At 64.2% G+C, this 21851-nt stretch carries 24 protein-coding genes; 15 read left to right on the top strand and 9 right to left on the bottom strand.

Features of this window, described 5'->3' with window-relative positions; translation table 11 throughout:
* Positions 1 to 14 precede the first annotated feature (14 nt).
* Positions 15 to 1436, bottom strand: a complete 1422-nt coding sequence (locus tag CJO11_RS03745) for a sigma-54-dependent transcriptional regulator (protein WP_095013198.1) — start codon at positions 1434 to 1436, stop codon at positions 15 to 17.
* Between the two features lie 152 nt (positions 1437 to 1588).
* On the opposite strand from CJO11_RS03745, the gene CJO11_RS03740 reads away from it, so the two are divergent.
* From CJO11_RS03740 to CJO11_RS03725, 4 genes are read left to right on the top strand one after another with little or no spacing between them, the layout of a single operon-like run.
* Entirely contained in the window at positions 1589 to 1714 is a 126-nt protein-coding gene (locus CJO11_RS03740) for an aa3-type cytochrome c oxidase subunit IV (protein ID WP_150125040.1), read from the top strand.
* Positions 1715 to 1722: 8 nt separating this feature from the next.
* On the top strand, positions 1723 to 2859 hold the full coding sequence (locus CJO11_RS03735; protein ID WP_205651102.1) for an NAD(P) transhydrogenase subunit alpha: 1137 nt from the start codon (positions 1723 to 1725) through the stop codon (positions 2857 to 2859).
* A gap of 4 nt (positions 2860 to 2863) precedes the next feature.
* On the top strand, positions 2864 to 3169 hold the full coding sequence (locus CJO11_RS03730) for an NAD(P) transhydrogenase subunit alpha part 2 (protein ID WP_095011512.1): 306 nt from the start codon (positions 2864 to 2866) through the stop codon (positions 3167 to 3169).
* The gene (locus tag CJO11_RS03725) at positions 3166 to 4662 is read left to right on the top strand and encodes an NAD(P)(+) transhydrogenase (Re/Si-specific) subunit beta (RefSeq protein ID WP_240504550.1); all 1497 of its coding nucleotides are present in this window, start codon (positions 3166 to 3168) and stop codon (positions 4660 to 4662) included. Before CJO11_RS03730 ends, CJO11_RS03725 begins: the two co-directional genes overlap by 4 nt.
* A gap of 34 nt (positions 4663 to 4696) precedes the next feature.
* On the opposite strand, the gene CJO11_RS03720 is transcribed toward CJO11_RS03725, so the two are convergent.
* The gene (locus CJO11_RS03720) at positions 4697 to 5023 is read right to left on the bottom strand and encodes a hypothetical protein (protein ID WP_150124969.1); all 327 of its coding nucleotides are present in this window, start codon (positions 5021 to 5023) and stop codon (positions 4697 to 4699) included.
* Between the two features lie 167 nt (positions 5024 to 5190).
* On the opposite strand from CJO11_RS03720, the gene CJO11_RS03715 reads away from it, so the two are divergent.
* Genes CJO11_RS03715 through ribB form a run of 6 tightly spaced genes read left to right on the top strand, consistent with a single transcriptional unit; the run spans position 5191 to position 11370 of the window.
* Complete coding sequence (locus CJO11_RS03715) at positions 5191 to 6399, top strand: parallel beta-helix domain-containing protein (RefSeq protein WP_095011510.1); 1209 nt, start codon at positions 5191 to 5193, stop codon at positions 6397 to 6399.
* On the top strand, positions 6396 to 7427 hold the full coding sequence (locus CJO11_RS03710; RefSeq protein ID WP_095011509.1) for an SO2930 family diheme c-type cytochrome: 1032 nt from the start codon (positions 6396 to 6398) through the stop codon (positions 7425 to 7427). The genes CJO11_RS03715 and CJO11_RS03710 overlap by 4 nt, the downstream gene beginning before the upstream one ends.
* Before the next feature lie 18 nt (positions 7428 to 7445).
* Positions 7446 to 8606 (top strand): deoxyguanosinetriphosphate triphosphohydrolase, encoded by a 1161-nt coding sequence (locus tag CJO11_RS03705; RefSeq protein WP_095011508.1) that lies wholly within the window; start codon positions 7446 to 7448, stop codon positions 8604 to 8606.
* Positions 8599 to 9288, top strand: a complete 690-nt coding sequence (locus tag CJO11_RS03700; protein WP_095011507.1) for an NAD(P)H-binding protein — start codon at positions 8599 to 8601, stop codon at positions 9286 to 9288. The genes CJO11_RS03705 and CJO11_RS03700 overlap by 8 nt, the downstream gene beginning before the upstream one ends.
* A 3-nt stretch (positions 9289 to 9291) precedes the next feature.
* Positions 9292 to 10026, top strand: a complete 735-nt coding sequence (locus tag CJO11_RS03695) for an Nmad3 family putative nucleotide modification protein (RefSeq protein WP_095011506.1) — start codon at positions 9292 to 9294, stop codon at positions 10024 to 10026.
* 39 nt (positions 10027 to 10065) lie between these two features.
* A complete protein-coding gene (gene ribB, locus CJO11_RS03690) occupies positions 10066 to 11370 on the top strand; it encodes a 3,4-dihydroxy-2-butanone-4-phosphate synthase (RefSeq protein ID WP_095011505.1) in 1305 nt (434 codons plus the stop codon).
* A gap of 7 nt (positions 11371 to 11377) precedes the next feature.
* Here the strand turns inward: ribB and ruvX are convergent, their stop codons facing one another.
* Genes ruvX through pyrE form a run of 7 tightly spaced genes read right to left on the bottom strand, consistent with a single transcriptional unit; the run spans position 11378 to position 16728 of the window.
* A complete protein-coding gene (gene ruvX / locus CJO11_RS03685; protein WP_095011504.1) occupies positions 11378 to 11863 on the bottom strand; it encodes a Holliday junction resolvase RuvX in 486 nt (161 codons plus the stop codon).
* Entirely contained in the window at positions 11845 to 12990 is a 1146-nt protein-coding gene (locus CJO11_RS03680) for a DUF3089 domain-containing protein (protein WP_095011503.1), read from the bottom strand. Before CJO11_RS03680 ends, ruvX begins: the two co-directional genes overlap by 19 nt.
* Before the next feature lie 3 nt (positions 12991 to 12993).
* On the bottom strand, positions 12994 to 14115 hold the full coding sequence (locus tag CJO11_RS03675; RefSeq protein ID WP_095011502.1) for an AI-2E family transporter: 1122 nt from the start codon (positions 14113 to 14115) through the stop codon (positions 12994 to 12996).
* Positions 14102 to 15055, bottom strand: a complete 954-nt coding sequence (lepB, locus tag CJO11_RS03670; RefSeq protein WP_095011501.1) for a signal peptidase I — start codon at positions 15053 to 15055, stop codon at positions 14102 to 14104. The genes CJO11_RS03675 and lepB overlap by 14 nt, the downstream gene beginning before the upstream one ends.
* Positions 15013 to 15414, bottom strand: a complete 402-nt coding sequence (acpS, locus tag CJO11_RS03665; protein ID WP_095011500.1) for a holo-ACP synthase — start codon at positions 15412 to 15414, stop codon at positions 15013 to 15015. The genes lepB and acpS overlap by 43 nt, the downstream gene beginning before the upstream one ends.
* A complete protein-coding gene (locus CJO11_RS03660) occupies positions 15411 to 16148 on the bottom strand; it encodes a pyridoxine 5'-phosphate synthase (RefSeq protein WP_240504548.1) in 738 nt (245 codons plus the stop codon). Before CJO11_RS03660 ends, acpS begins: the two co-directional genes overlap by 4 nt.
* Position 16149: 1 nt before the next feature.
* On the bottom strand, positions 16150 to 16728 hold the full coding sequence (gene pyrE, locus CJO11_RS03655; protein ID WP_095011498.1) for an orotate phosphoribosyltransferase: 579 nt from the start codon (positions 16726 to 16728) through the stop codon (positions 16150 to 16152).
* Positions 16729 to 16984: 256 nt separating this feature from the next.
* Between pyrE and coxB the strand changes: the two genes are divergently transcribed.
* The 5 genes from coxB to CJO11_RS13425 all read left to right on the top strand — a co-directional run bounded on the left by coxB (position 16985) and on the right by CJO11_RS13425 (position 21848).
* Positions 16985 to 17971 carry a cytochrome c oxidase subunit II gene (coxB, locus tag CJO11_RS03650; protein WP_420823158.1) on the top strand — a complete coding sequence of 329 codons (987 nt, stop codon included), beginning with the start codon at positions 16985 to 16987 and terminating at the stop codon, positions 17969 to 17971.
* 54 nt (positions 17972 to 18025) lie between these two features.
* Positions 18026 to 19708 carry a cytochrome c oxidase subunit I gene (ctaD, locus tag CJO11_RS03645; RefSeq protein WP_095011496.1) on the top strand — a complete coding sequence of 561 codons (1683 nt, stop codon included), beginning with the start codon at positions 18026 to 18028 and terminating at the stop codon, positions 19706 to 19708.
* A 94-nt stretch (positions 19709 to 19802) separates the two neighbouring features.
* Positions 19803 to 20774 carry an alpha/beta fold hydrolase gene (locus tag CJO11_RS03640; protein WP_169829128.1) on the top strand — a complete coding sequence of 324 codons (972 nt, stop codon included), beginning with the start codon at positions 19803 to 19805 and terminating at the stop codon, positions 20772 to 20774.
* 37 nt (positions 20775 to 20811) lie between these two features.
* Entirely contained in the window at positions 20812 to 21729 is a 918-nt protein-coding gene (locus CJO11_RS03635) for a heme o synthase (RefSeq protein WP_095013193.1), read from the top strand.
* Positions 21726 to 21848 carry a hypothetical protein gene (locus CJO11_RS13425; protein ID WP_276270796.1) on the top strand — a complete coding sequence of 41 codons (123 nt, stop codon included), beginning with the start codon at positions 21726 to 21728 and terminating at the stop codon, positions 21846 to 21848. The genes CJO11_RS03635 and CJO11_RS13425 overlap by 4 nt, the downstream gene beginning before the upstream one ends.
* The last annotated feature ends 3 nt before the right edge of the window (positions 21849 to 21851 follow it).

Here is a 21851-nt window from a genome sequence, read left to right as displayed (position 1 = left end):
ATTCCCAGTGGCCCTTAGGCGGCGTTGTCGATTCCGAGATCGCCGAGCTTGCGGTAGAGCGTCGAGCGGCCGATGCCGAGGCGGCGCGCGACTTCGGTCATGCGTCCGCGATAGTGGCCGATGGCCAGGCGGATCACGTCGGCTTCGATGTCTTCGAGCGAACGCAGGTTGCCGTCTTCGGTGTAGAGCATCACGCCCACCCCGTCCTGGCGCGGATCGCGCGGGTCGTCGAATTCGTCGCCGAGCAGTTCGGTGAGTTGCGGGAAGCTGTCCGCAGTCAGAGCATCGCCTTCGCAGAACACCGCCGCGCGGAACAACACTTGCTGCAACTGGCGGACGTTGCCCGGCCAGTCGTAGGCGGACAGCAGGGACAGGGCGCTATCGGTGATCGAGAGTGCACGCAGGCCGGGTTGCTCGCCGATCTGGCTGAGGAAATAGCGCGACAGCGAAGGAATATCGCCGGTCCGCTCGCGCAGCGGCGGCAGCGCAATCCGGGTGGCTGCAAGCTGTTCGAGCAGCTCTGGATGGAAATAGCCTGCCGACTGGGCATCGCTGAGCGGAACGTTGCTGGCGCTCATCACCCGCACGTCCACGCGGTAACCGTGGTTGGCCCCGACCGGGCGGACGACGCCCTTGGCGAGCGTTTCGGCCAGCTTGGCCTGCAGCGCCATGTCGAGCCGGTCTACCTCGTCGATCACCAGCGTGCCGCCGTCGCAAAACTGCAGCGCGCCCATCTGGCGTTCGAACGCGCCGGGAAATGCGCCCTTCTCGTGCCCGAACAGCACCGATTCGATCGAATTTGCCGGGACACCGCGCGCATTGATCAGCCGGAATGGTGCCTTGGCGCGCGGAGACGCGGCGTGCATCGCGCGCAGCAGCATTTCCTTGCCGGTGCCGTTCTCGCCTTCGATCAGGACATTGCCGTGGCCGCGTGCGGTCTTGGCCGCCTTGGCGAGGGCTGCGCGGAATGGCGGCGAGGTGCCGACCATCGTGTCGAAATCGAGCACTGCGCCGAATTTTTCGGTCAGCGGTTGCAATTCGTCGCGCGCGGCTTCCTGGCGAGTCGCGCTGCGCAGCGCCTGCATCAGGCGATCGGGCGCGACGGGCTTGATGAGATAGTCGGTCGCGCCGGAGCGCATCGCCTCGACTGCGAGTAGCGGGCTGGCGCTGGTGGTCAGCATCAGGATCGGCAGGCCCGGGCGGCGGGCCTTGAGTTCCTCGATCAGCGAACAGGCATCGTCGCCCGGAACCCACTGGTCGAGGATGATCGCGGACAGCTGCATCCCCTGGCGGGTGCCCAGCGTGGCAATCGCGCTTTCCGAGTCGGCGACGACCAGCGTGCGCCAACCCTCGCGGGCGGCGAGCGCAGTGATCAGCCGACTTTGCGCCGGCTCGTCGTCGATCAACATCAGGAGGCGGTCTTCACCGTCTGCCATGTTCCCCCGGTTCATCCCACTATGGTCCAGTGGTTCGCTATACGGCGATTGGGTAAAGACCGGCTTAAGGCTATCACCGGAGGGCTTGAGCGATGCGCAGGGCCGCGATAGGGAGGCAAGCGAAACGCACTTTACCAGGGGCTGGAATATCAATGGCAGATACGAACGACATGAAAGCGCACGAAGCGACTTACGGCAGCTTCACCACGCTGCTGCGGGTGGCGGTTCCGGCAATCGCGATCATTACCCTAATCGTTATCCTGATCATCTCTCGCTGACCCGACCCTTGCGGATCGCAGTCCTCAAGGAGACCGCGCCGGGGGAGACCCGCGTGGCGATGACTCCCGAAACGGCGAAAAAGTTCATTTCGCTGGGTGCAACCGTCGCGGTCGAGCACGGCGCGGGGGCGACCGCGTCGATCACCGATGCAGCCTATTCCGACGCCGGAGCCGAGGTCGGTGCTGCCGCTGCGGTAGTGAAGGACGCGGACATCGTGCTCGGCGTACAGGCACCCGATCCGACAGCGCTCGCGGGCACGAAGGCGGGCGCGTGGGTCGCCGCGACATTCGATCCGTTCGGCCCCACTCCAGTACAAGGGCGCGATCGGGTCGAGGCGTACGCAAAGGCAGGGCTCGAGGCGCTGTCGATGGAATTCATGCCGCGCATCACCCGCGCGCAAAGCATGGATGTGCTTTCGAGCCAGTCGAACCTGTCAGGCTACAAGGCGGTGATCGCCGCGGCCGATACGTATGGCCGCGCGTTCCCCATGATGATGACCGCTGCCGGGACCGTACAGGCCGCACGCGTATTCGTGATGGGCGTGGGCGTTGCCGGATTGCAGGCGATTGCGACGGCCAAGCGCCTTGGCGCGCAAGTCTCGGCCACCGACGTGCGCAGTGCGACCAAGGAACAGATCCAGTCGCTCGGCGCGAAGCCGATCTTCGTCGAAAGTGTCGAAGGGATCGAAGGCGAAGGCTCGGGCGGTTACGCCACCGAGATGAGCGAAGAATACCAGAAGGCGCAGGCCGAACTGGTTTCGGGCCATATCGCCAAGCAGGATATTGTGATCACCACTGCGCTGATCCCGGGCCGCGCAGCGCCGCGGCTGATTTCGGATGCGCAGATCGCCACGATGAAGCCGGGCAGCGTGATCTTCGACCTCGCGGTGGCACAAGGCGGGAACGTCGAAGGTTCGGTGCCCGACCAGGTTGTCGAAAAACACGGCGTGAAGATCATGGGTTATGCCAACACCCCCGCGACGCTCGCTGCCGACGCATCGGCGCTATTTGCGCGTAACCTCTACAACTTCCTCTCCGCCTTCTGGGACAAGGAAGCTGGCAAGCCCGTGCTCGACGAGGAAATCGGCGACGCCGTGCGGCTGACGCAGGGCGGGGCAGTCGTCAACGAGAGGCTGAAGGGATAAGCCAATGGACTTTATCAGCATCCTCTCGATCTTCGTGCTGGCGTGCTTCGTCGGCTACTACGTCGTCTGGTCGGTCACCCCGGCGCTGCACACGCCGCTGATGGCGGTGACGAACGCGATTTCATCGGTGATCGTGGTCGGTGCGCTGATCGCGGCGGCCGCTGCGGGGAGCGCGGGGTCGAAGTGGCTTGGGCTGCTGGCGGTGGTGCTGGCGAGCGTCAATATCTTCGGCGGCTTCGCAGTCACCGCGCGGATGCTGGCGATGTACAAGAAGAAGGACAAGCCAGCGGCGAAGGAGAGCGGCAAGTGATCGAACACGCCGCGCCGCCCGCGTGGGCGCTGCTCGCCTACCTCGCTTCGGGCGTGCTGTTCATCCTCGCGCTGCGCGGGCTGTCGAGCCCGGCATCGAGCCGCGCGGGCAACCGCTATGGCATGATTGGCATGACCATCGCGGTGGTGACGACGCTGGTGGTGCATTTTCCCGGAGGTCTGTATTCCGGTGTCGGCCCGTCGCTTCCGGGTTCGCAGCCTGGATCGAACGAAACCTTCGCGTTCGTTCCCGACTATACGACCGCACTCGAAATTCTCGCCGCCATCGCCATCGGCGGTTCGATTGGCTGGTTCATCGCCCGGCGAATCAAGATGACCGACATGCCGCAGCTGGTTGCTGCATTCCACTCGCTTGTGGGCATGGCCGCGGTGCTGGTCGGCTGGGCGGCCTACCTCAACCCCTCGGCATTCGGAATTACCGGCCTTGAAGGCATGATCGAACCGCAGAGCCGGGTGGAAATGGGCCTCGGCATTGCCATCGGTGCGATCACCTTCTCCGGTTCGGTCATCGCGTTCCTCAAGCTTGCGGGGAAGATGAGCGGCGCGCCGATCATCCTCCCCGCGCGGCATGTGATCAACCTCGGCACGGTGGCGGCGATCCTCGGGCTGGTGGCGTATTTCACGCAGGACCAGGGCCTGTGGGTGATCGGCGTGATCACCGCGCTTGCATTCATTATCGGCTTCCTGCTCATCATCCCGATCGGCGGGGCCGACATGCCGGTCGTGGTATCGATGCTCAACTCGTACTCGGGCTGGGCGGCAGCAGCGATGGGCTTCACGCTGCACAACACCGCGATGATCATCACCGGCGCGCTGGTCGGCTCCTCGGGCGCAATCCTCAGCTACATCATGTGCCGCGCGATGAACCGCAGCTTCATCTCGGTCATCGCGGGCGGGTTCGGGGCCGACGCCTCGTCGTCCGGCGGCGGTGGCGGCGAACAGCGCCCCTACAAGACCGGCAGCGCGGAAGACGCGGCCTACATGCTCGAACAGGCCGAGAAGGTCATCATCATCCCCGGATACGGCATGGCGGTGGCGCAGGCGCAGCACGCACTGCGCGAGATGGCCGACATCCTCAAGGAGAAGGGTGTCGAGGTGAAGTACGCGATCCACCCGGTCGCGGGGCGCATGCCGGGGCACATGAACGTGCTGCTGGCCGAAGCCAACGTGCCGTACGACGAAGTGTTCGAACTGGAAGACATCAACTCCGAGTTCGCCCAGTGCGACGTTGCCTTCATCATCGGCGCGAACGACGTGGTCAATCCGGCGGCCAAGACCGACAAGAGCTCGCCGATCTATGGCATGCCGGTGTTCGACGTCGACAAGGCCAAGCAGGTGTTCTTCATCAAACGCAGCATGGGCGGCGTGGGCTATGCCGGCGTCGACAACGACGTATTCTACATGGACCAGACGATGATGCTGCTCAGCGACGCCAAGAAGATGGTCGAGGAGATCGTCAAGGCGCTCGACTGAGGCGCCCTGCCTTCCTCGGTGCCAGTAAGCGCGGTCAGTCGTCCTCGCCGGTGATGACCGGCTTGCCGTCCTTGTACGACAGGTCCGCCCAGGCATCGTTGCATACGTCGATCCCGCCGTACACTTCGGTGCTGTTGTCCTTGTAGGTCAGCCGAAAGTCGAACTTGCAAACGTTGTCCGGCTTGTCGAAGTGGACAGTCCAGTCGTTGCCGTTTTCGACAAGCGTCTGCCGGGTGTCGGCACCCTTTTGGTCGGTCCACTGATTCTTGCCCGCCTGGGAAACCTCGATCTTCACGACCGTCTTGCCGGTGTGGTTGCCGAGGCTGAAATCCCAGTCTTCGGCCATGGCAGGTGTTGCCACTACGGCCAGCACGAGGGCTGCGCAAACAAGCTTCGCATGCATCATTTCACAATGCTCCACTCTATGTTGGGAAGGAGAATCTGCGCTCGCTCGGTGAGTCGCACAAGCGCAATCTATTGCACCGCGCGTGATTGACTTGCACGAGTGTAAGTAGCAGCATCTCCGCCATGAGGATGACCTGTATGACCGCGCTGGCGCTGTGCGCCGCGAGCCCCGCCTATGCCGCTACGCACGAGGTCGCCGCCGGGGACGGCGCGGCCGAACGATTGCAGGAGGCGCTTATAATGAGCGAACCGGGCGACGAGGTTGTGCTCGGCCCGGGCCGGTTCGAGCTCGAGGATGGTCTGAGCCTCGACGTCGACGGGGTGACGGTGCGCGGCGCGGGGATGAACGCCACGGTGCTCGACTTCACCGGCCAGAAGGGTGCGGGCGAAGGGCTGCTGGTCACGTCGGACAACGTGACCTTGCGCGATTTCGCGATCGAGAACCCCCAGGGCGACGGGATCAAGTCCAAGGATGCCGACGGGATCGTCTACCAGCGGGTCCGGGTGACGTGGACCGACGGGCCGAAATCGACCAACGGCGCTTACGGGATCTACCCGGTCGAAAGCACCGGTGTGCTGATCGAAGGGTGCGAAGTGTCGGGCGCGTCGGATGCGGGGATCTACGTCGGCCAGTCGGAGAAGATCACCGTGCGCAATTCGATCGCGCGCGAGAACGTCGCCGGAATCGAAATCGAGAACAGCCGTGACGCGATTGTCGAGCGCAACCTCGCGACCGGAAACACCGGGGGGATACTGGTGTTCGACCTGCCGAACCTGCCGAAGATGGGCGGCGGCAATGTCGTGGTGCGCGAGAACCTCGTCAGCAGCAATACCACAGCCAACTTCGCACCCAAGGGCAACATTGTTGGCGGGGTGCCGCGCGGCACCGGGATCATGGTGATGGCGAACGAGAAGGTGTGGGTCGCAAACAACATGATCGCCGACAACCCTACTGCAGGGATCGTCGTGGTGACCTACACCAAGCCGTTCGACGATCCGCGGTACAACCCGTATCCGCGCGACGTCGTGATCGGGCCGAACCTGGCGCACGGAAACGGCAAGGATCCCGACCTGCCGGGTATTGCTCCGGTGGTGCAAGCGTTCGGCGGAAAACTGCCGACGCTACTGTGGGACGGGCTGACACAGGATGCGAACACGCCTGCGCTCTATGCGGCGGCGGGCACGCCCGGCTGGTCGCTCAACCTCACGAAGCAGGGCCAGTCGGTGGCCGATGCCAACCCCGGCCCGCTGAATGTGCCTTCCGCCGACAACCCGGTCGACATGGGCGATATCGGCGCTCCGGCTTCGCTGGAGGCACGGCTCGCTACGTGATCCGCCACGCAATCCTCGGGCTCGCATTGGTGACTGCTGCGGGGGCGATCGCCGCTTCGCCGCAGCACGCGCAGGTCAACGATGCCGCTATCCTCGATCCCGGCCTGCCGCGCCAACTGGCCGATTTCGGCTTCTTCGCCGATGCGCCAGCGCAAGTTCCGGCGGCGCGGGTCACGCCTTATCGGCTTAACACGCCGCTGTGGTCCGACGGGGCGGAGAAGCTGCGGTTCGTCTATATCCCTGACGGAAAACAGGCCCATGCCGACGGCGAGAACCTGCTCGATCTCCCGGTCGGTGCGGCGTTGATCAAGACATTCGCGTTCGAAAAGGACGGCAAGCGCCAGCTGGTCGAGACACGCGTGCTGCTTCACCGGGCGGACGGCTGGCTCGCGCTGCCATACTTGTGGAACAACGCGCAGACCGAAGCGCGGCTTGCTGTTGCAGGAGCGCGGGTCCCGGTGACGACGCCTGCAGGTGAGCAGATCGACTACCGCGTGCCCAACAAGAACCAGTGCAAGGAATGTCACGGCCTCAACGGACAGGTCACGCCGATCGGCCCGAAGGCGCGCAACCTCTCTACCGCGTGGCTCACGCGGTTCCACGATGCGGGGCTGCTCGACAAGGTTCCGCAAGTCTCCGATCCGGTGCCGCTGTGGGAAGACCGTGCGGTGGTCTCTGCCGAAGCGGCGGCGCGCGGCTATCTCGAAGCCAACTGCGCGCATTGCCATCGGCCCGGCGCGACCGCATCGAATTCTGGCCTCGATTTGCGCTGGGAACAGACCGATCCGCTGTCGATCGGGATCTACAAGCACCCGGTCGCCGCGGGACGCGGTGCCGGCGACTTGCTCTACGACATCGTCCCCGGCAGGCCCGACCAGTCGATCCTCGTGCACCGCATGGCCAGTACCGAACCAGGGGTGGCGATGCCCGAGCTTGGCAGGCAGACCGTCGATGAAGCGGGGCTGGAAGCGGTCGAGCGGTGGATTGCCACGATGCCGAAAATGGACGAGCGCGCTCCTGCCCCTTAAGGGCTGCATCGACCTGTCATGACCCGTGCCTGTTACGCCGCCGACCCCGCCGCTCCGCGCGGCCGTGAATTCCCGGAAAACCGGGAAGGTGCGCGCGGCCCGCGTAGCGAATTCCAGCGCGACCGCGACCGGATCATCCATTCGATCGCGTTCCGGCGGCTTCGCTCCAAGACGCAAGTGTTCATCGCACCGGACGGCGATCATTACCGCACCCGCCTGACCCACAGCCTTGAGGTGGCGCAAATCGGGCGCGTCATCGCCCGCGCGCTCGGCCTCGACGAAGACCTGACCGAAGCGCTGTGCCTCGCGCACGACATCGGCCACCCACCGTTCGGCCATGCGGGCGAGACCGCGCTCGAAGAGGCGCTCGCGATGCGGGGCGGGTTCGATCACAACGCGCAAGGGCTGCGGATGCTGATGCGCCTCGAAAGCCCCTATATCGGGCATCCCGGGATCAACCTGACCTGGGACCTGCTCGAAGGGCTTGCCAAGCACAACGGGCCGATCAACGCGCCGGGCTGGGCGCTTCACGAGCTCGACGAAGCCTTCACGCTCGATCTCGGCAATTGGCCGAGCCTCGAAGCGCAAGTGGCAGCGGTGTCCGACGATATTGCCTACGACAATCACGATATCGACGACGGGCTGCGCGCCGGCTTCCTCGATCTGGACGACCTCATGCAGATCGACCTGCTGGCCGACCGCTTCCGCGAAGTCGAGCGCCGGTTCCCAAGTGCAAGCCGCGAATTGCAGCTGCGCGAACTGGTCCGCAGCCAGATCGGCGCGATGGTCAACGACGTGATCGAGCATACCCGTGCAAACGTGGCGGATGTAGCGAGCGTTACCGAAGTGCGCGAGCATTCGGGGCGATTGGCCGGGTTTTCTCCTGAAATGACAACCGCCGAACGGGGTCTCAAGCGGTTCATGTACGACAAGCTCTATTACCACCCGGACCAGATCTCGGCGGCGGAGAAGGCGCGCGACGTCGTGGGCAGGCTGTTTGCAGCGTACTCGCAGGACGCGAACCAGCTGCCGCGCGACTGGCAAGCGATCCTTCCCGAAAGCGAACCCAACCGCAGCCGCAAGCTGGCTGATTTCATCGCCGGGATGACCGACCGGTTTGCGATCGACCAGTGCGCACGGATCTACGGCAAGGTGCCCGACGGGCTACGCAATGTCTGACCCTGTGCGGATCGCGTTGGTTGGCGCATCGGGCCTGATCGGGCGCACGCTCATCGAGCGGGCGGTGGGGCGCAGCGACGTCAAGATTGTCGCGATCGCGCGGCGCGAGATGCCCTTGCCGCGTGGCGCTCGGATGGAACTACATGTTGCCGACCCCGCCGGATGGGGCGACGTGCTGGCGACGATCGCGCCCGATGTGTTGGTCAGCGCGCTCGGCACGACCTGGCGCAAGGCAGGGCGCAGCGAAGAGACGTTTCGCGCAGTGGACGAAACGCTGGTGCTCGATACCGCCCGTGCGGCGCGCTCGCACGGTATCGAGCGGATGATCGCAGTGAGTTCCGCCGGGGCCGATTACGCCAGCCGCAATTTCTACCTGCAGGTGAAGGGCGAGGTCGACCGTGACCTCAGCAGGCTCGGCTTCAAGCGGCTCGATATCTTGCGCCCGGGCCTGCTGCGTGGGCGCCGCGAAGGCGACCGGCGGCTGCTCGAACGGCTGGGGATCGTGTTCGCGCCGCTGACCAACTTGTTCATGCACGGCAGGTATCGCGCGTATCGCTCGGTCAAGGCGACAATGATGGCTGATGCAATCTTCGCACTTGCCATGCGCAGGGCAGGCGGTCGGTTCACGCACGATCCCGACTCGATCGCCCGCTCGGCAGCGAGCCTTGCTCCCGTCGAATAGGCGATGCGGATCGTCTTCAGCCGCAAGGGGTTCGATAGTGCAGCGGGTGGTGGAGCTTCGCCGATAATCGATGGCAAGCCGATCAGCCTGCCGATTCCGAGCGGCGGGCATTCGTGCACGACGTGGGACGACCTTGGGCTAGGGGAGCATGTCCGCGCGGCGAGCAAGGAGCGCCATGCGGGCAGTGACCATTGCCACCATGACCCGATGTTTGCCGCAAGCGGCGAATGCCTGTTCGGCCAGTGCGGCGCAGCGCAGACCCACCTTGCCAATCGTGGTGTCGGGGCAGGGGACTGGTTCGTGTTCTTCGGCCTGTTTCGCGAGGAGCGGACAGGCGAACCGCACCATCGCATCTTCGGTTACCTCCGCGTGCGCGAGATGATCGACTTGTGCAATTGCAGCTCTGAAGTGCGCGACGAGCTGGTCGCTATGGGCCACCCCCATGCGCTGGGAATGCACGCGCGCAACGATGTTATCTATCGCGGGGAAGGGCGGACCGCGCGCGCAGATCACGATTCGCTACGACTGACCGTTCCGGGAGGTCCGCCGAGCCTGTGGAAGCGTCCTGGCTGGCTCAAGCCGGGAGGGCTCAGCTATCACGACCGCGCGGATCGCTGGCTGCCGGGAAATCGCCTGCAAGCGGTTGCGCGAGGGCAGGAATTCGTGGCAGATGTCGGCAAGCGCGAGGCGCCGCGACGCTGGCTTGCTGACATTGTCGAGGCAATCCTATCACATTGAGGTGTGGTAATCACATTTTAATGTGATATAGCGAGTCGCATGAGCACTCAGACCACTCTCAACCCGACCATCGTCCGCGTGCGCGAAATCGTTTCCGAAAACCGCATGAGCCGCACTGCGCTGGCGCGCGCAGCCGGTCTCCACGCCAATTCGCTGCGCGATTGCACCGATGACAAGTGGAACCCCACTGCCGATACGCTTGCCAAGCTCGATACGTTCCTCGCTGCGAACGACGAGCGCCCGGTGATGGCAAGCGCAGAGGAAATCATCGACGAAGCGCGCAACGGGCGGATGTTCGTGCTGGTCGATGACGAGGACCGCGAGAACGAGGGCGACCTGATCATCCCCGCGCAGATGGCGACGCCCAACGCGATCAACTTCATGGCGACCCACGGGCGCGGGTTGATCTGCCTCGCGCTGACCCGCCAGCGGGTCGACCAGCTCGGGCTCGACCTGATGAGCCGCAATAACCGTACGCGTCACGAGACCGCATTCACGACCTCGATCGAAGCGCGCGAAGGCGTCAGCACCGGGATCAGCGCGGGCGACCGCGCGCGCACCGTGTCGGTCGCGATCGACGGAACGAAGACGCGCGACGACATCGTGACTCCCGGCCACGTGTTTCCGCTGGTCGCACGCGACGGCGGCGTACTTGTGCGGGCAGGGCATACCGAAGCGGCGGTCGACATCTCGCGGCTCGCGGGCCTCAACCCAGCAGGCGTGATCTGCGAGATCATGAACGACGACGGCACGATGGCGCGGATGGACGACCTCGTGCGGTTCGCACGGCTGCACGATCTCAAGATCGGCACGATCCGCGACCTGATCGCCTATCGCCGCAAGCACGACCACGTGATCGTGCGCCGCAACGAACGCCGCTTCACTAGCCGCTGGGGCGGCGAATGGCAGGCGATCACGTTCTACAACAAGGCGACCAACGACGAGATGCTCGCGCTGGTGAAAGGCGCGATCGATCCGGCGAAGCCCACGCTGGTGCGGATGCACGCGCTGTCGGTGTTCCCCGACATCTTCGGCGAGCAGAACAAGCGCAGCGACATCATCGAGAAGTCGATGCAGATCATTGGCGAGGAAGGTTCGGGCGTAATAGTCCTGATCAGCCGCCCGACCCGGACCTATTTCAGCCAGACGATCGACATGGCCAACGGTCTCGGTCGTTCGGAGAACTTCCCGCCTTCGAGCGAGCAGCGCGATTATGGCGGCGGTGCGCAAATCCTCACAGAATTGGGTGTGCAGGACATGGTGCTGCTGTCCGACACCGAACATTCGCTGGTCGCGCTCGAAGGCTACGGTCTCAGCGTCGTCGGCCAGCGCACGTTCGACTGACCGAACGCTAGAACGCCGCTCCTACGAGCCGGTCTATCGCGCCTTGCAAGATGACGGCCGCCGCATGGCTGTCGATCTTCTCGGCGCGCTTGGCGCGGCTCAGGTCCTGGTCGATCATTGCGCGTTCGGCGCTCATCGTGCTCCAGCGCTCGTCCCATAGCAGCACCGGCAGGCCGAACGCTTCAGCAAGGTTGCGGGCATAGGCGCGGCTCGCTTGCGCGCGCGGGCCTTCGCTGCCGTCCATGTTGCGCGGAAGGCCGATGACGATCCCGGCAACGCCCCGCTCGTTGACGAGTGCTCCCAGTACCTCGCGGTCGCGCCCGAACTTGCCGCGTGACAGCGTCTTGCCGGCCGTGGCGAACCGCCAGCCCGCGTCGCACGTCGCGGTGCCGATGGTCCTCGTGCCAAGGTCGAGTGCAAGCAGCACCCCGCCGTCGGCCAGCGCCTCGCCGAAATCGGCGGCGTTGTCGGTGATCAATGCGCCGCCCGCCATGCCGCCACGCGTCGTAGAACGTCCTGGTGGAGGTTCTCCCAGAACAGCGGGATATCGTAAACGTGGTAGTTGTTGCCCGGCAGCACGGCGTTGCCCATTTCCGGCGGAGGTCCGATCAGCAGTAACCCGCGTTTGTCGCAGCGGGCGGGAACCAATTCCGGCACAAGCGAACCTTTGGTAAGCTCTCCATCTGGCACCAGCGTTCCGAGATTCGCGTTTGCGGGTGCATCACCACCAGCTCTGCCCGTGAGTGGATTGGTGCAAACGAGGGCGCTGCCACCGCGACGCTGACCGTCGAAGCCGATCGACTTGCGATAGACGTCGAGCACCATGCTCGGGTCTGCCGGTTCGGCATAGCTCGACCAGCTCATCAGGCAGCCCGACTGGTCAGCGCTGCCGCACACCGGAAATCCAAGTGCGGGAACGTCGTGCTGGAGCGAAATCGGCCAGCCGACTGCATAGACCGCTGCGATCCGGTTTGCGAGCGGCTTGCCTGCGACATCCTCGCGCAATAGCCGCAACAAGTGGAGCGCGCCTTGGCTGTGCCCTGCGAGCACGATCGGCGTGTCCGGCCCGACTTGCGACAGGAAATATGCAAAGGCCTGTCTGACATCGGCGTAGGCCGCATCGATCGCCTCTTGGCCTTCCGGCTTATCGGTCAGGAACGCACCGAAGGTCGCCTCGCGATAGCGTGGTGCCCAGATCTGCGATGCGGTGTTGAACGGGCTGGCCATGCTCTTCACGTAGAGCCTGGCGACCTTTTGCGCGTCCGCGTCATCGAGCGGAGCGTTCCAGTGCGCCCGGTTGAGATATGCGGTCGGGTGGACGAAGAACACCGCATAATCCTGCTGCTTGGGCGCTAGATCGGCCCGTGCCGGCAGTGCGCTGCGCGGCTCTTGCGCGGCCGGTTGCCAGCGTGCCGGGTCCGCAGCCCCCATCCCCGGCCGGGCGAGCCACATTTTCGGATCGGCGTAGGCATTGACCTTGAGGGGCTGCTGCGTCTCGAACGCCTTGCTTGGTACCAGCGCCAGCTTGGTCAGCTCGGTCGACCACATGCGCAGCGCGAACGAACCTGCGATCACGATCACGATAAGGACCGCGACGATCTGGAGGAACCTGCGCGCCATCGATCAGCCGGCTGCTTTGCGGCTAGAGCGGGTCATGTCGGCGACGTCGAACCGGTGCGCGCGCCGTTCGAGCGCAACCTTGATCATCGCCAGCATCGGATCGGCGAGCATCAGCCCGAGCACACCGAACAGCACGCCCATGATCAGCTGGAACCCCAGCACCAAGGCCGGAGCGAGATCGACCGTCTTCTTGGCGATCATCGGCACCACGATGTAGCCGTCGAAATTCTGGACGAAGAAATAGGTTGCCAGCGTCCATAGACCCATTTCCGTTCCACCTGAAAAGCCGACAAGCACCATCAGCAGCCCGGAAATGATCGCGCCGATATTCGGGATGAATGCGAGCAGGCCGGTGATGATCCCCAGCAAGGCCGCCATCGGCACGCCGATGATCGAGAGGAGGACGTATGTGAACACGCCTTCGACCACCATCCCGAGCAGCCTCCCCGCGAGCAGCCGCCGCATATTGTAGGCCATGTGGCTGAGGGTGTCAGAAAACGCCTCGCGCCGCTCTTCGGGCACCATCCATTCCACCCCGCGCTCGTAAGCGCGCGGATCGAGCGCGAGATAGATCCCGATAATCAGGATCAGGACCGTAGTGGCGATTGCGCCGACCGCGCCACCGATCGCGCGGCTGAGCGTACCGACCCCGCTGGCAACGCTGCCGATAACCGACTGGACCTGCGTCTGCGAGATGTCGAACCCGTGCGCGCGCAACAAGGCAATGAACTTATCGGCCTGGGCACTCACGATCTGGGGGAATTGTGCCGCCTGCTGCGAGATCTGCGAGCCGGCGAAAATGACCAGCCAGGCGAGGAACGCCACGGTCAGGATGAGGACCATCGCGACGCGCCAGCCGCGCCCGATTGGGACGACCTTGCCGATGAGGCGCGCGCCGCCGTCTATCATCGATGCGAACACCAGTGCGCCGAAGATCACCAGCAACGACTGGGCAAGGTAGATCGACAGCGCGATCAATCCGATCACTGCGCCCCAGGCCAGCGCGCGACCGGCTTCATAGCGCATCCTGCGACTTGCTATCCGGCTGGGGCTGGCACCGATTCCCGGCCTGCTGCGTTCCGCTTGCGGCTCTCCCGGACCGCTGCCCCCGTCAGTGTGATCCATCCGTTTCGCCCCTGTGCACGATTGCCGGACGCAATGTGGTCCAAGCCCGGTTGGTGCGCAAGGAGGAGAACCATGTCAGCGGGTTCCAGCTGGTCGTTCCATCGAGCGAGAAGGTGATGAATTCGGCGCGACCGCCAACATCCGACAGCGGCACCGGGCCGCCCAGGCCTTGCTCCCACAGCGGGGCGCGGCTGTCGGCCGAATGGTCGCGATTGTCGCCCATCAGGAATACATATCCCTTGGGGACCGTGACCTGACGATAATTGTCGAGCGGCTGGTCGCGGTGGTCGATGACGAGGTAGGTTGCCCCGTTTGGCAGCGTTTCGCGCAGCACCGGCACTTCGTAGACCTGCTTCCCGTCGGGTAGGCGGGTGCGGTAATTGTCGAAGTAATTCAGGCACGGATGCCCTTCGCAAGTTTGCGCATCGACCGGGATGCGCAAGTCCGGCTCGACCGCTTGCGGCACCGGCTTGCCGTTGAGGATCACCTGCCCGTTGACCACTGCGATCTTGTCGCCCGACAGGCCGATCACCCGCTTGATATAATCTTCGTTGCTGTCGGGCGGCACGACGATCACGATGTCGCCATATTGCGGCGTTGCTGGCCAGATCCGCCACTTCGCACGCGGCAAAAGGTGGAAACTGATCGACGACCAGTTCCAGCCGTAGGGATATTTCGAGACCACCAGCCGGTCGCCGACCATCAGGTTGGGGACCATCGAAGTCGAAGGGATGTAGAACGGTTTTGCGACGAATGTGTGGAACGCCAGCACCGCGAGCAGCATCAGCGCGAGCCCGCGCAGTTCGGCGATCCAGTTGATCTTTTCGCGCGGCTTGTCGGTTTCGGTCACGGGATTTGCCTCTGCGGCGGAAGGTGCAGCGGAGCCGGTGGGAGGGGTCAAAGCGGTCTGGCCTCGATTACGACGAAGGCCTGCGCCCATGGATGATCGTCGGTTAGGGTAAGATGAATGATCGGCTCATGGCCATCGGGAACGATTTCCGCAAGCCTTGCCGCTGCTCCATTGGTGAGGGCGAGGGTAGGGGCACCCGAGCGCGCGTTCACAACCCCGATGTCGATCTGGTAGACCCCGCGCTTGAACCCGGTGCCGACCGCCTTGACGAACGCCTCCTTGGCGGCCCACCGCTTAGCGAATGTGCCGACGCGGGTGTAGGGGCGCCTGGCGGCCTTGGCGCGCTCGATTTCGGTAAAGCAGCGCCGTTCGAAGCGCTCCCCCCACCGTTCGAGCGAATTGGCGATGCGGTCCATATTGGTGAGGTCCGATCCGACGCCGATGATCATGCGCGGGCCTCGTCCATCAGCTGGCGCATCCGCCTGACAGCGGTCTCGAGCCCGACGAACACCGCCTCCCCGATCAGGTAATGCCCGATGTTGAGTTCGGCGAGCTGCGGAATCGCGGCAACCGGCTGGACGTTGTCGTAGGTCAGGCCGTGCCCCGCGTGCGGCTCGATGCCGAGATCGACCGCGTGTGCTGCCATTTGTGCGATTCTTTCGAGCTGGCGGGCCTGCTCCTCGCCTGAAGCATGCGCGTATTCGCCGGTATGGAATTCGACCACCGGGGCGCCGAGCTTGCGCGCCGCTTCCAGCTGGTGCTCGCTCGGTTCGATGAACAGGCTGACGCGGATGCCCGCATCGCTCAGCCGCGCGACGATCGGGGCGAGCCGGTTGTGCAGTCCGGCTGCGTCGAGTCCGCCTTCGGTGGTCACTTCCTCGCGCTTTTCCGGCACGATGCACGCGGCGTGTGGACTGTGCCGGAGCGCGATGGCAAGCATCTCCTCGGTTGCCGCCATCTCGAGGTTGAGCGGCAGGTCGGTCGCCGCCTGAATCCGGGCAAGGTCTTCGTCGCGGATATGGCGGCGGTCTTCGCGCAAGTGCGCAGTGATCCCGTCGCCGCCGACTGCCGCGACGATTTCCGCGGCGCGCACCGGATCGGGATGGTCGCCGCCACGCGCGTTGCGGATCGTGGCGACGTGGTCGATGTTGACCCCGAGGCGGAGGGGACGTGGGTTGGTCACGTTACTTCCGGCTGCCCGGCTTGGTGATTTCGATTGATGCCAATTCCGGCGGCACTTCGTCGTCGGCATAGCTGGGCACGGCGAGTTCGATAAGCGGGAAGAACGGCACGCCCAGGTCCGCTTCGCCGGCCGAGCGGTCGACCAGCGAGACTTCGGCAATCACTTCGCTGCCTTCGCGCCCGACCGCCTCGATCGCTTCGCGGCTGGACAGGCCGGTGGTTACGACATCCTCGACCATCAGCACTTTCGCGCCCGAATCGAGCGCGAAGCCGCGGCGCAGCTCGAACGTGCCGGTGGGGCGCTCGAGGAAGATCGCGTCCTTGCCAAGCACCCGGCCCATTTCCTGGCCGATAATGATCCCACCCATCGCCGGGCTGACGACCACATCGATCTCGGAGCGAATCTCTCGCGGCAGTTTCTGTGCCAGCGCGCGGGCCAGCCGGTCGGCCCGTTCCGGGTTCATCAGCACCCGGGCGCATTGCAGGTATTGCGCGCTGTGTCGCCCGCTCGAGAGCAGGAAGTGCCCTTCGAGCAGTGCCTGGCTGGCGCGGAATTCCTGCAATACCTCGTCGTCGGTCATCGAACAGCTCGCTCGCAAAGGGGGCTTGTGGGATTGGCGCAACGGCCGGGTGAAAATCTCCCTAGAAGCGCTTGAGGCATGGGGCAAGCGCGCGTATAGCCCTGACCGCAAAGCCTCTTCAGGGGGGCGAATCCTGTGTCGCTCGCACGCAGGTTCGATACGAAAACACAGGGTAACGGAAAGCTTCGCACCAATGATTCCCGGCAAATTGACCGTTCGCACTATCGTGCGTTTCCTCGCTCCGCTGTGGGCTGCAATGATGTTGGCGCTGAGCCCGCAAGCGGCGTTGGCGCAAGGCGCGCCCGCCGCAACCGAAGCCGCTGCACCTGCCGCCAGCGCGGCGACGGCAGCCAACGACAATGCGGCCAAGGTGACCGATGCGGTCGTCTACAAGCCGCTCGGCCCCGAATGGATCAAGGGCCAGCCGACCGTTGGCGGGGTCGATGTGCAGAAGCAGTATTCGCCGATCGGGATCACTGCAGAGAAATTCCACTTCGCGCTCGTTTGGGTGATGGTTTTGATCAGCGCGTTCGTGCTGGTGCTGATGCTCTATGTCATGTGGCGCTTCCGGGCGAGCAAGAACCCGGTCCCTTCGAAGACCACGCATAACACGCTGATCGAAGTGGTGTGGACGTTGGTTCCGGTGCTGATCCTGGTCGGGATCGCGTTGCCGTCGATCCACTTGCTCTCGATCCAGTACAAGTCGCCGCCGAAGGATGCGTTGACCATCAAGGTCACCGGCTACCAGTGGTACTGGGGCTATACTTACCCCGACAACGGCGGGTTCGAAGTGATCTCGAACATGCTTCCCGACGCCGAAGCGGTAAAGCGCGGCCTGCCCGCGCAGCTGGCGGTCGACAATCGCATGGTCGTCCCGGCGGGTGAATGGATTCGCCTACAGACCACCGGCGCCGACGTCATTCACTCGTTTGCCGTGCCGTCGCTGTGGTTCAAGCTCGACGCGGTCCCGGGCCGCCTGAACGAGCGCCGGTTCTACGTCGACCAGCCGGGCATCTACTATGGCCAGTGTTCGGAACTTTGCGGTTCGAAGCACGGCTATATGCCGATCGCCGTCGAGGCGGTGCCGCGGGCGCAGTTCGATGCCTGGATCAAGCTGCAGGGCGGCACGATCGACAAGGCGGGGCTGAAGGCCGATCCGGCAGCCGCCGCTGCCGAAGCAGCAAAGACCGACGCCTCGGCAACCGCTTCGGACGCTCCGGCGGACGCCAAGGTTGCCGCCTGAGCCGCGCACTGATATTAGAACACGCTAATATATAAAGACTGAGAGACCAGATCGATGGCCACTACCGCCGATACTTTCCAGGCCCACGACGACGGGCACGAGCATCACGATGCGGACCACAAGCCGGGCTTTTTCGCCCGCTGGTTCATGTCCACCAACCACAAGGATATCGGCACGCTGTACCTGATCTTCGCGATTACCGCGGGGATCATCGGCGGTGCCATCTCGGGCATCATGCGTGCCGAGCTGGCGCATCCGGGCATCCAGTATCTCGGCTGGTGGGTCGATTTCATGGGCGGCCAGGCCTCGTTTGACGCCAACACCCACCTGTGGAACGTGCTGATTACCGCGCACGGCCTGATCATGGTGTTCTTCATGGTCATGCCGGCGATGATCGGCGGCTTCGGCAACTGGTTCGTTCCGATCATGATCGGCGCGCCGGACATGGCGTTCCCGCGCATGAACAACATTTCGTTCTGGCTGACCGTTGCGGGCTTCACCTCGCTGATGATTTCCGCATTCCTTCCAGGCGACGTCGCCGGTAACGGCGCGGGTACGGGCTGGACGGTCTATGCACCGCTATCGACGGTCGGGTCCCAAGGGCCGGCGGTCGACTTCGCGATCTTCTCGCTGCACCTTGCCGGTGCGGCCTCGATCATGGGCGCGATCAACTTCATCACCACGATCTTCAACATGCGTGCCCCGGGCATGACGCTGCACAAGATGCCGCTGTTCGTGTGGTCGATCCTGGTCACCGCGTTCCTGCTGCTGCTGGCACTGCCTGTGCTCGCCGCAGCGATCACCATGCTGATCACCGACCGCAACTTCGGCACGACTTTCTTCGAGCCGTCTGGCGGTGGCGATCCGATCCTCTACCAGCACCTGTTCTGGTTCTTCGGCCACCCCGAAGTGTACATCATGATCCTGCCGGGCTTCGGCATGATCAGCCAGATCGTCTCTACCTTCTCGAAGAAGCCGGTGTTCGGCTACCTCGGGATGGCCTACGCGATGGTCGCCATCGGCGTGGTCGGGTTCATCGTGTGGGCGCACCACATGTACACCACCGGCCTCTCGGTGAACGAGAAGATGTACTTCACCGCCGCGACGATGGTCATCGCTGTGCCGACCGGCGTGAAGATCTTCAGCTGGATCGCGACGATGTGGGGCGGTTCGATCGAGTTCAAGAGCCCGATGGTCTGGGCGCTGGGCATGATCTTCCTGTTCACCGTCGGCGGCGTGACCGGCGTCTATCTCGCCAACGGCGGTATCGACGACGTAGTGCACGACACTTACTTCGTTGTGGCGCACTTCCACTACGTGCTGTCGATGGGCGCGGTGTTCTCGCTGTTCGCGGGTTTCTACTACTGGTTCCCGAAGATGAGCGGGCGGATGCACTCCGAACTGCTCGCGCACCTGCACTTCTGGGGCTTTTTCATCGGCGTGAACGTGATCTTCTTCCCGATGCACTTCCTCGGCCTCGACGGTATGCCGCGCCGTATCCCGGACTACACCCCGGCGTTCGAGTACTGGAACAGCATCGCGTCACACGGCTACGAAATCATGGCCGGGTCGATGATCTTCTTCTTCGCCAACATCGTCTACGCGTTCACCATGGGCAAGAAGGCCCCGGCGAACTACTGGGGCGAAGGCGCGACGACGCTGGAATGGACCCTGTCCAGCCCGCCGCCGTTCCACCAGTTCGAGACGCTGCCGGTGATTGAGGCCGATCACCACTAAGCCGATCTCGCGCCGCATCGCGGCTCGACAAAGAGCATCCGGCCGGTCCATCGTGGGCCGGTCGCTTGCTATCCGGGGGAGAGGGAGATTCGCGATGCCCGAAATGCGCATGATCGATGTCGGTGAGCTGAGCCTGCGCTGCGCCATCGAAGGCAGCGGACCGCTGGTGATCCTCGTCCACGGTTTTCCCGAAAGCTGGTATTCGTGGCGCCACCAGCTTGCCCCGCTGGCTGACGCAGGCTTCACCGCATGTGCGATCGACGTTCGCGGCTATGGCGGGTCGGGCAAGCCGCACCCGGTCGAAGCATACGCGCTCGCACATATCGTCGGCGATCTGGTGGGGCTGGCGAAGGCGCTCCAGCCCGAATCACCGGCAATCCTGGTCGGGCACGACTGGGGCGCGCCGATCGTGTGGAATTCGGCATTGACCCACCCCGAGCAATTCAGCGCAGTCGCGGGCTTGTCGGTGCCGTTCGCCGGGGTTCCGAACCGTCCGTTCACCGAGGTGTTCCGCGAGCACTTCACCTCGCAAGGCAAGTTCTTCTACCAGGAATATTTCCAGGAGCCGGGTGTGGCCGAGGCGGAAGCGGAAGCCGATCCGCGCGATTGGGTCCACCGCATGATGTATTCGATCAGCGGCGATGTGCCGCCCAGCTCGTCGTGGGACAAACCGCTCGGTGCGACCTTCCTCGAAGGCTTGCCCGATCCCAAGCCGGTGCCGTGGCTGACCGAGGCCGACCTCGATTTCTACGAAGGCGAATTCCGCCGTTCGGGCTTTCGCGGTCCGCTCAACCGTTACCGCAACCACGAGAACGACTTCGCGTGGCTGCAAGGCTGGAAGGGCCGGCGGATCGAGCAACCCGCGCTGTTCATCGGCGGCGAACGCGATCCGGCGACGACGCTGTTCGGTGCCGTCGCTGACCCTGTCGCACTGGTGAAAATGTTCGCTCCGAAGGTTGAGGGGCATATCTTGCCCGGCACCGGCCACTGGACGCAGCAGGAGAAGCCCGAAGAGGTCAACCGGCTGCTGCTCGACTGGCTCGGCAGACTGCCGCAGGGGCATTGAGGCTTGCCGAATGCCGACCTATAGCGACCGTGTTTCGATGACCCAGCCTGCCGTCCTCCAGCTGCCGACCGACTGGCGCGACTTCCTCGCGTTGACCAAACCGCGCGTGATGAGCCTGGTGATCTTCACCGGGCTGTGCGGGCTGTTGGCAGCCCCCGGTCATATCCATCCCGTGCTTGGTTTCACTGCGATCCTGTGCATCGCGCTGGGTGCGGGAGGGGCGGCAGCGCTCAATCAGTGGTGGGAAGCCGACCTTGACGCCGGGATGAAGCGCACGGCTCGGCGCCCGCTTCCCGAAGGCCGGATGCACCGCGTCGACGCGCGCGATTTCGGGATCTTCCTGTCCGCCGCTTCGGTAGTAATCATGGGTCTTGCGATCCATTGGCTGGCCGCAACGATCCTGGCGGTTTCGATCGTCTACTACGCGGTAGTCTACACCATCTGGCTCAAGCCGCGGACGCCGCAGAATATCGTCATCGGAGGCGGCGCGGGAGCTTTCCCTCCGCTGATCGGGTGGATTGCGGTGACCGGTCACATCACGCTGATGCCGGTGCTGCTGTTCGCGATCATCTTCTTCTGGACGCCGCCTCACTTCTGGGCGCTCGCGCTGTTCGTGCAGAGCGATTATGCCAAGGTGGGGATCCCGATGATGCCGGTGGTGAAGGGGGAAGTGGCAACCCGCCACCAGATCCTGCTCTACACGGTATTGCTGGTGCCGCTGGCCGCCGCGCCGTGGTGGATCGGCGGGACCGGTGCGATCTACGGCATCTCTGCCATCGGATTGTCGCTGGCATTCCTTGCGCTGTCGCTGCCAGTTGCCCTGCGCCGCACGCAGGAAAGCGATACGATGAAGCCCGAAAAGCGGCTTTTCGGTTTCAGTATTGTCTATCTTTTCGCGCTGTTCGCGATGCTGGTTGCGGACCACGCTTTTTCTGGGCAGGGGCTGTTGGGATGACTCCTGAAGAAGAAGCCGAATACAAGCGTCGCCGCAAAGGGCGCAACGTCGCGCTGGCGCTCGCACTCACGTTCGTCGTGGTGCTGTTCTACGCGATCACGCTCGTCCGGATCCACTAGCCG

Origin of the sequence: Tsuneonella mangrovi (assembly GCF_002269345.1) — a bacterium.
In the GTDB taxonomy this organism is placed as follows: domain Bacteria; phylum Pseudomonadota; class Alphaproteobacteria; order Sphingomonadales; family Sphingomonadaceae; genus Tsuneonella; species Tsuneonella mangrovi.
The sequence above is the reverse complement of the archived record's forward strand: the minus strand, read 5'-3'. Positions and strand labels throughout refer to the sequence as shown.

Coding starts and splice junctions, on each gene's coding strand:
- CJO11_RS03730 (WP_095011512.1), top strand. CDS start 2,864: ATGGACTTTATCAGCATCCTCTCGATCTTCGTGCTGGCGTGCTTCGTC.
- CJO11_RS03715 (WP_095011510.1), top strand. CDS start 5,191: ATGAGGATGACCTGTATGACCGCGCTGGCGCTGTGCGCCGCGAGCCCC.
- lepB (WP_095011501.1), bottom strand. CDS start 15,055: ATGGGCGCAGGCCTTCGTCGTAATCGAGGCCAGACCGCTTTGACCCCT.
- CJO11_RS03675 (WP_095011502.1), bottom strand. CDS start 14,115: ATGGATCACACTGACGGGGGCAGCGGTCCGGGAGAGCCGCAAGCGGAA.
- CJO11_RS03740 (WP_150125040.1), top strand. CDS start 1,589: ATGGCAGATACGAACGACATGAAAGCGCACGAAGCGACTTACGGCAGC.
- CJO11_RS03635 (WP_095013193.1), top strand. CDS start 20,812: ATGACCCAGCCTGCCGTCCTCCAGCTGCCGACCGACTGGCGCGACTTC.
- pyrE (WP_095011498.1), bottom strand. CDS start 16,728: ATGACCGACGACGAGGTATTGCAGGAATTCCGCGCCAGCCAGGCACTG.
- CJO11_RS03680 (WP_095011503.1), bottom strand. CDS start 12,990: ATGGCGCGCAGGTTCCTCCAGATCGTCGCGGTCCTTATCGTGATCGTG.
- coxB (WP_420823158.1), top strand. CDS start 16,985: ATGATGTTGGCGCTGAGCCCGCAAGCGGCGTTGGCGCAAGGCGCGCCC.
- ruvX (WP_095011504.1), bottom strand. CDS start 11,863: ATGGCGGGCGGCGCATTGATCACCGACAACGCCGCCGATTTCGGCGAG.
- ctaD (WP_095011496.1), top strand. CDS start 18,026: ATGGCCACTACCGCCGATACTTTCCAGGCCCACGACGACGGGCACGAG.
- ribB (WP_095011505.1), top strand. CDS start 10,066: ATGAGCACTCAGACCACTCTCAACCCGACCATCGTCCGCGTGCGCGAA.
- CJO11_RS13425 (WP_276270796.1), top strand. CDS start 21,726: ATGACTCCTGAAGAAGAAGCCGAATACAAGCGTCGCCGCAAAGGGCGC.
- CJO11_RS03640 (WP_169829128.1), top strand. CDS start 19,803: ATGCCCGAAATGCGCATGATCGATGTCGGTGAGCTGAGCCTGCGCTGC.
- CJO11_RS03705 (WP_095011508.1), top strand. CDS start 7,446: ATGACCCGTGCCTGTTACGCCGCCGACCCCGCCGCTCCGCGCGGCCGT.
- CJO11_RS03695 (WP_095011506.1), top strand. CDS start 9,292: ATGCGGATCGTCTTCAGCCGCAAGGGGTTCGATAGTGCAGCGGGTGGT.
- CJO11_RS03700 (WP_095011507.1), top strand. CDS start 8,599: ATGTCTGACCCTGTGCGGATCGCGTTGGTTGGCGCATCGGGCCTGATC.
- acpS (WP_095011500.1), bottom strand. CDS start 15,414: ATGATCATCGGCGTCGGATCGGACCTCACCAATATGGACCGCATCGCC.
- CJO11_RS03745 (WP_095013198.1), bottom strand. CDS start 1,436: ATGGCAGACGGTGAAGACCGCCTCCTGATGTTGATCGACGACGAGCCG.